Origin of the sequence: uncultured Demequina sp. (genome assembly GCF_913055775.1) — a bacterium.
GTDB lineage: Bacteria > Actinomycetota > Actinomycetes > Actinomycetales > Demequinaceae > Demequina.
The window spans coordinates 1-6,072 of record NZ_CAJXJX010000147.1 but is presented as its reverse complement, the minus strand read 5'-3'; the positions used below and the strand labels follow the sequence as shown (position 1 = coordinate 6,072).

The 6,072-nt window shown below is 70.6% G+C and carries 5 protein-coding genes; 4 read left to right on the top strand and 1 reads right to left on the bottom strand.

What is annotated here, in order from left to right; all coding sequences use genetic code 11:
• The 3 genes from QZ483_RS12200 to QZ483_RS12190 form a co-directional block, all read left to right on the top strand.
• On the top strand, positions 1–986 hold a 986-nt coding region (locus QZ483_RS12200; RefSeq protein WP_297084384.1), incomplete at its 5' end, for a thiamine ABC transporter substrate binding subunit.
• A 19-nt stretch (positions 987–1,005) separates the two neighbouring features.
• A complete protein-coding gene (locus QZ483_RS12195; protein WP_297084382.1) occupies positions 1,006–2,646 on the top strand; it encodes an iron ABC transporter permease in 1,641 nt (546 codons plus the stop codon).
• The gene (locus QZ483_RS12190) at positions 2,643–3,293 is read left to right on the top strand and encodes an ABC transporter ATP-binding protein (protein ID WP_297084380.1); all 651 of its coding nucleotides are present in this window, start codon (positions 2,643–2,645) and stop codon (positions 3,291–3,293) included. The genes QZ483_RS12195 and QZ483_RS12190 overlap by 4 nt, the downstream gene beginning before the upstream one ends.
• 198 nt (positions 3,294–3,491) lie before the next feature.
• On the opposite strand, the gene QZ483_RS12185 is transcribed toward QZ483_RS12190, so the two are convergent.
• Entirely contained in the window at positions 3,492–3,932 is a 441-nt protein-coding gene (locus tag QZ483_RS12185; protein WP_297084378.1) for a rhodanese-like domain-containing protein, read from the bottom strand.
• Positions 3,933–4,164: 232 nt separating this feature from the next.
• On the opposite strand from QZ483_RS12185, the gene dnaK reads away from it, so the two are divergent.
• Complete coding sequence (gene dnaK / locus QZ483_RS12180; RefSeq protein ID WP_297084376.1) at positions 4,165–6,036, top strand: molecular chaperone DnaK; 1,872 nt, start codon at positions 4,165–4,167, stop codon at positions 6,034–6,036.
• The last annotated feature ends 36 nt before the right edge of the window (positions 6,037–6,072 follow it).

Below are 6,072 nucleotides of genomic sequence, written 5' to 3'. Positions count from 1 at the left end.
TCAAGGCCACGGCGGCCGCAGGGGCGATCATGGACGTGCACACCGGCGAGCTGGTGGCGATGGTGTCGGTGCCGGATTTCGATCCGGAGCGGCCGTCCGAGGCGCTGCAGCCCGACCGCATCAACCGCATGACCACCGGCGTCTACGAGCTGGGCTCGGCGTTCAAGGCGTTCACCACCGCGATGGCGCTCGATACCGGCCGGATCGGCGTCGACACGACCTTCGCGTCGCGCGCTCTCGACGAGGGCGTGTTCGCGGACTACGAGTCCGGTGCGGCCGCCGCGGGAGATGCCGCGGCGTACGCCATCCCCGGCTCGAGCGCACTCACCGCGATCGACTACTCGGACGTGTGCCTCAACTACGACCTCGGGTGGTTCGAGGAGTCCGACCTGGACGCGCCCAGCGGCTTCGAGGACCTCGCGGATCCCGCCTACGCGGGCCTGCTGTCCGTCACCAACCCCGCCACGTCCTCCCCTGGGCTCGCGTTCCTGCTCGCGACCGTCGCCGAGTTCGGCGAGGACGGCTGGGAGGACTACTGGGGCTCGCTCGCGGAGAACGACCTGCGTGTCACCGCCTCCTGGTCCGACACCTACTTCACCGACTTCTCGGTGCCCAACTACGGCGGCGACTACCCGGTCGTGCTCAGCTACGCGTCGAGCCCGCCGTCCGAGGTGATCGACGGCGAGCCCTCCTCGGCGGCTCTGCTCGACACCTGCTTCCGCCAGGTCGAGTACGCGGGTGTGCTCGAGGGCGCTCCCAACCCCGTGGGCGGCCAGGCCGTGATCGACTGGCTGCTGTCCGACGACTTCCAGGCCTCGGTTCCCGCGAACATGTACGTGTACCCGGTGTCATCCACCGTGGAAGTCCCGGCCGACTGGGCCGAGTTCGCCCCGCTCGCCGACGACCCCCACACGCTCGACCCCGAGGCCATCACCGCGGGCCGCGACGGCTGGATCGAGGCGTGGACGGGCATCGTCCTCGACTGAGGGCGAACTGAGCACCGCGATGGGAACGGCGCGAGCGCACCACGGCCTGGGCTGGTGGGCGCTCGCCGCCGTCCCCCTCGCGTTCCTGGGGCTGTTCTTCCTGTGGCCGCTGGCCACGATCCTCGCGCGCGGGCTGTTCGACGGCGGATTCGACGCGGCTGGCGTCCTCGAGGTGGTGACGTCCCCCAGGACGGCCGATGCGGTCGTCACCACCGTGACTCTCGCTACCCTCGGGACTCTCGGGTCGCTCGCGCTCGGGGTGCCGGCCGCGTACGCGCTGTACCGGCTGCGGTGGCGCGGGCAGGGCGCGGTGCGGGCGATCTCCGCCGTGCCGTTCGTGCTGCCCACGATCGTGGTGGGCGCGGCATTCACGGCGCTGTTCGGGCGCTCGGGACTTCTCGGCGGCCTGGGGCTGGACCAGACGTGGGTGGCGATCGTGCTGGCCCTCGTCTTCTACAACGTCATCGTGGTCACGCGCGTGGTGGGCGGCGCGTGGGCGGCGCTCGACCCCGCGCAGGCCGATGCGGCACGCACCCTGGGCGCGGACCGATGGGCGGCACTGCGGCACGTGACGCTGCCGGCGCTCGCGCCGGCGGTGGGATCGGCGGGCGCCGTGGTGTTCCTGTTCTGCGCAACATCCTTCGGGGTGGTGCTGGTGCTGGGCGGCACGCGCGTCAACACTCTCGAGACCGAGATCTACCTGCAGGTCAACCAGTTCCTGGACCTGCGAGCCGCGGCCGTGCTCGCGATCGCGCAGATGGCGCTCGTGGGAGTCGCGCTCGCCGCGAGCGCGTGGGCGCGGCGGCGGCGCGACCGGACGCTGGCGCTGCGCCGGGTCGACGGGACCCGGCCCGCGACGCGTCGGGATCTCGCGGTCGTGGTGCCCGTGCTGGCCCTCCTGGGCCTGCTGCTGGCCGCGCCGCTCTACGCGCTGGTCGAGCGTTCGCTGCGCACCGGCGACGGGCATGGGCTGGACCACTACATCGCGCTTTTCGGCGAGCCCGCGCGCACGGTGCTTCCGGTGACCGTCGCGGCCGCGATCGCCAACTCCCTGGTCACGGCGACCATCGCGGCCGTGGTCGCGACGGGCCTGGGGCTGATCGTGGCGTCTCTGCTGACACGGCGCTCGCGCCGGTCCGCCGTGCTGGACGCCGTCGTGATGCTGCCGCTGGGCGTGAGCGCGGTGATCGTGGGGCTGGGCATGCTGCTGACCCTCAACCGTTCCGTGCTGGGCGTGGACCTGCGCGGCTCGTGGTGGCTGGTGCCGATGGCGCAGGCGGGGGTGGCGCTGCCTCTCGTGGTACGCACCCTGGTGCCGAGCGCGCGGGCGATTCCGGCCCCGATGCGCGCCGCCGCGTCGACGCTGGGCGCGTCGCCGTGGGCCGTCTGGCGTCAGGTGGACTGGCCGCTGCTGCGACGGCCCTTCGGGCTGTCGCTGGGCTTCGCGTTCGCGATCGCGCTCGGGGAGTTTGGCGCCACGACCTTCCTCGCGCGGCCCGACCGGCCCACGCTTCCCACGGCGATCTACCGCCTCCTGGGCAGGCCGGGCATCGAGAACGTCGGCATGGCGTTCGCCGCGTCCGTGGTGCTCGCCGCGATGACCGCGGGCATCATGATGACTGCTGAACGCATGCGCACGACCGTGGGAGGTGACCTGTGAGCGGGCTCGACGTCGAGGACCTGTCCGTGGTGTACGCCGGCACGCCGCCGGTGACCGCCGTGGACACCGTCTCCCTGACCGTCGCGCGGGGCGAGATCGTGGCGCTGCTCGGCCCGTCCGGATGCGGGAAGTCCTCGCTGCTGGCAGCGGTCGTGGGCACGGTGCCGCTCGCTTCGGGCGCGGTTCGCTGGGATGGCGAGGACGTGACGGCGACGCCGGTCCACCAGCGCGGGTTCGGCATGGTCTTCCAGGACGGGCAGCTGTTCCCGCACCGGTCTGTGGCGCGCAACGTGGCCTTCGGGCTGGAGATGGCGCGGGTGCCGCGCGACGAGCGGCGGTCGCGGGTCGCGGACATGCTCGAGCTGGTGGGGCTCGAGGGCTTCGGGGACCGGGCCGTCACCGAGCTGTCAGGTGGTCAGTGCCAGCGCGTGGCCCTGGCCCGCTCTCTGGCTCCCGGGCCGCGGCTCCTGGCTCTCGACGAGCCTCTGTCCGCGCTGGACGCGGAGCTGCGCGGCCGCCTCGCGGTGGACGTGCGCGAGATCCTGCTCGCCTCCGGCACCACCGCGGTGGTGGTCACGCATGACCCGGACGAGGCCGAGGTCATGGCCTCCCGCGTCCTTCGAATGGAGGACGGTCAGTTGGTGTAGACCGGCCGCCGAGCACAAGTGCCGGATGGTTGCGGTGTCAGGGCGTCGATTCCCGTTCGCGGACCCACGGCCGGACCGAACCGGCACATGTGCACGGGACTCGGATGAACTGAGCGATCGCGGGCCGGCTGCGCGGGCGGTCCAGCTCATAGACTCAGTTCATCCGAGTCCTGTGCCCGCCGGCGGCAACGCGCAGCGTCAGCAGGCGCAGCTCACGCCGCCGCCGGGCGCGGTGAGGGGGTCGGCCAGTCGAGTCGCGTCCACGGTCGCGCTGTCCACGACCGCGTCGACGGGCATGCCCTCCCGCGCCCAGTACTCGAAGCCGCCGATCATCTCCTTCACCGGATACCCGAGCTCCGAGATGATCAGTCCCGCGCGAGTCGCGCCATTGCACCCCGGACCCCAGCAGTAGACGACGAAGCGCGTGCCGGGCGCGTACTCCGGGATGCGGGATGCCATCTCCGGCTTGGGCATGTGCACCGCGCCCCGCGCGTGTCCTTGGTCCCACGCGACCTGGTCGCGGGTGTCGATCAGCACGAATCCCGGCTCTCCCGACTCCAGGGCGGCGTGCACGTCCGAGGGGTCGGTCTCGAAAGCAAGCTTGGCGGCGAAGTGGGCGGCCGCTGCGGTGGTCTCCATGGCTTCAACCTAGGGCCGATGCGAGGGCCAGTCGAGAGTCCCGCGGCACCAGAGCGGAGCGTCAGCGGGGACCACGGGCATCGCGTCGCCAACAGTTGAGCGCGATTCACTCAACTTTCACTCGCCCAACTTGACATGCGCGCCAATGCGCGGATACTTGAGTGCAGGCGGCTCAACTTCCGAGCCGGCAGACGTGAGCGGCCTGACGGCCGCACGAGAAGGAGGACATCACATGTCTCGAGCAGTAGGCATCGACCTGGGCACCACGAACTCCGTGGTGTCCGTGCTGGAGGGCGGCGAGCCCACCGTCATCGCGAACGCCGAGGGCGCTCGCACCACCCCGTCGGTGGTCGCGTTCTCGAAGACCGGCGAGGTCCTGGTGGGCGAGATCGCCAAGCGCCAGGCCGTCACCAACGTCGACCGCACCATCAGCTCGGTCAAGCGCCACATGGGCACCGACTGGTCGCAGGAGATCGACGACAAGAAGTACACCGCGCAGGAGATCAGCGCCCGCATCCTCGGCAAGCTCAAGCGCGACGCCGAGGAGTACCTGGGCGAGAAGGTCACCGAGGCCGTCATCACGGTCCCCGCGTACTTCAACGACGCCGAGCGCCAGGCGACCAAGGACGCCGGCGAGATCGCGGGCCTCAAGGTCCAGCGCATCGTCAACGAGCCCACCGCCGCGGCCCTCGCGTACGGCCTCGACAAGGGCAAGGAGGACGAGCTCATCCTGGTCTTCGACCTGGGCGGCGGCACCTTCGACGTGTCCCTCCTCGAGGTCGGCAAGGACGAGGACGACTTCTCGACCATCCAGGTCCGCGCGACCGCCGGTGACAACCGCCTGGGCGGCGACGACTGGGACCAGCGCATCGTCGACCACCTCATCAAGGAGGTCAAGAACACCGAGGGCGTGGACCTCGCCAAGGACAAGTCCGCGGTGCAGCGCCTCCGCGAGGCCTCCGAGCAGGCCAAGAAGGAGCTGTCGAGCGCGACCAGCACCAACATCTCGCTGCAGTACCTCAGCATCGGCGAGAACGGCCCGGTCCACCTGGACACGCGCCTCACCCGCGCGCAGTTCCAGCAGATGACGCAGGACCTCATCGACCGCACCAAGGAGCCCTTCCACCAGGTCATCAAGGACGCGGGCATCTCGCTGTCCGACATCGACCACGTGGTGCTCGTGGGCGGCTCGACCCGCATGCCCGCCGTCTCCGACGTCGTCAAGGACCTCACGGGCGGCAAGGACGCGAACAAGGGCGTCAACCCGGACGAGGTCGTGGCCGTGGGCGCCGCTCTCCAGGCCGGCGTGATCTCCGGTGAGCGCAAGGACGTGCTGCTCATCGACGTCACTCCCCTGAGCCTCGGCATCGAGACCAAGGGCGGCGTCATGACCACCCTGATCGAGCGCAACACCGCGATCCCGACCAAGTCCTCCGAGGTCTTCTCGACCGCCGAGGACAACCAGCCCTCGGTGCTGGTGCAGGTCTACCAGGGCGAGCGTCAGTTCGCGCGCGACAACAAGCTGCTCGGCACCTTCGAGCTGGGCGGCATCGCGCCGGCCCCGCGCGGCGTGCCGCAGATCGAGGTGACCTTCGACATCGACGCCAACGGCATCGTGCACGTGGGCGCCAAGGACCGTGGCACCGGCAAGGAGCAGTCCATCACGGTGACCGGCGGATCCGCGCTGTCGAAGGACGACATCGAGCGCATGGTCAAGGACGCCGAGGAGCACGCGGAGGAGGACAAGAAGCGCCGCGAGGACGCCGAGACCCGCAACAACGCGGAGACCTTCGCCTACTCGACGGAGAAGATCCTGTCCGAGAACGAGGACAAGGTCCCAGCCGAGGTCGCGGAGGACGTCAAGACTGCGATCGCGGACGTCAAGACTGCGCTCGAGGGCGACGACGTCGACGACATCAAGGCCAAGCACGACGTCCTGGTCGAGAAGGCGCAGAAGATCGGCGAGGCCGTGTACGCGGCCCAGCAGGCCGATGCGGCTGCCGGCTCGGAGGGTGGCGCTCCGGAGGGCGAGCAGCCCGCCGAGGACGCCGAGGACGACGTCGTCGACGCCGAGATCGTCGACGACGAGGACGACAAGAAGTAGCGACTCGGGCGGGATGCGCGGTGCTCACGCATCGCG